This window comes from Aeromonas sp. LsrichE-8G (assembly GCF_022869435.1).
Lineage (GTDB): Bacteria > Pseudomonadota > Gammaproteobacteria > Enterobacterales > Aeromonadaceae > Aeromonas > Aeromonas caviae.
The window spans coordinates 1-1,349 of record NZ_JALIHH010000112.1; the positions used below are offsets into that span (position 1 = coordinate 1).

Genomic DNA, 1,349 nt, shown 5'->3' on the forward strand with positions numbered 1-1,349 from the left:
GGGTCTAATGAGATGGTCACCCCCACCCTGTGAGCGGTACGCTGACAGGGTGTTTTTCTTTCAGGAGAGGCCATCATGGAAAACGTTGCGCTTATTGGTATTGATCTCGGTAAACACTCTTTTCACATTCACTGTCAAGACCGGTTCGGCAAGGCTCTTCTTCGCAAGAAGTTCAACCGGACAAAGCTCATCGAATCCCTCGCAACTTTTCCTGTATGCACCATCGTCATGGAGGCATGTGCCGGAGCCCATTACATGGCTCGTCGGCTGGCTGAATTTGGGCATGAGAGTAAGCTCATTTCGCCTCAATTCGTGCGCCCATTCGTCAAGAGCAACAAGAACGACTTCATCGATGCTGAAGCTATTTGCGAGGCCGCCTGCCGTCCCTCCATGCGGTTTGTAACGCCCAAGACCGAAAGCCAGCAAACGTTGGGAGCACTGCATCGTGTGCGCGAATCGTTTGTGCGCGATCGGGTTAAGGCATCGAACCAGATACACGGCTTTTTACTCGAATTTGGCATCAGTCTGCCCGTCGGTCATGCCGCCATCAAGCGCCTGCCTTCTGTGATGGCTGAACACGAGTTACCAGCGCGACTGATTACCATGTTGGAGAGGCTGCATGCCCATTTCAAGTATCTGGAGCAGCAAATTGCCGAGATCGACAAGGAACTGGCCAGCCAGCTTGGCGATGACGATCTTGGTCAGCGTCTGATGACAATCCCTGGTGTCGGCCCGATCACTGCCAGCGTGTTGGCCGCCGAGCTCGGTGACGGAAAACACTATCGATGTAGTCGTGATTTCGCGGCGTCAGTCGGATTGGTACCACGCCAGTACAGTACTGGGGGCCGGGCAAACCTGAAGGGTATCAGCAAGCGTGGCGACAAAAATCTTAGACGATTGTTGGTGCAATGTGCACGAGCCTATATGCAACGGCTAGAGCGGCAAACGGGACGATTGGCTGATTGGGTCAGGTCTATGTTGACTCGGCGGCATTCGAATGTTGTGGCTTGTGCACTAGCCAACAAGTTGGCCCGCACGGCTTGGGCGCTGGCGGCACGGCATACCGAATTTCGGGCAATGCCAACCTGACGCGCCCCTATTTACTTTTGTACTGACACACCCACCTGGTTTTGCGACTGTGATATTGGATGACGTGAACGGCATACCGGCCTGACTGATAACCTGGCAAAAGAATAGGCTTTCTAGGCCGAGGGTCTTTTTAGGACAGTCAGGCGCGATTCTCATCGTGGCGCGGAGAACATTCTCCATCAAGACGCCGGATAGATTTAAGCAAGCCAACCACAACACCCGAAATCAAGGTTGCAAAAAAGGGGGTGACCATAGATTTT

1 protein-coding gene is annotated in these 1,349 nt (G+C 53.4%); it reads left to right on the forward strand.

Annotated elements, in window-relative coordinates:
- Positions 1-75 precede the first annotated feature (75 nt).
- Positions 76-1,089 (forward strand): IS110-like element ISAeca3 family transposase, encoded by a 1,014-nt coding sequence (locus tag MUW49_RS15715; RefSeq protein ID WP_052815087.1) that lies wholly within the window; start codon positions 76-78, stop codon positions 1,087-1,089.
- Positions 1,090-1,349: the final 260 nt, after the last annotated feature.

Excerpts from the sequence above, each read along its gene's own strand:
- MUW49_RS15715 (WP_052815087.1), top strand. The coding sequence starts at position 76 with ATGGAAAACGTTGCGCTTATTGGTATTGATCTCGGTAAACACTCTTTT.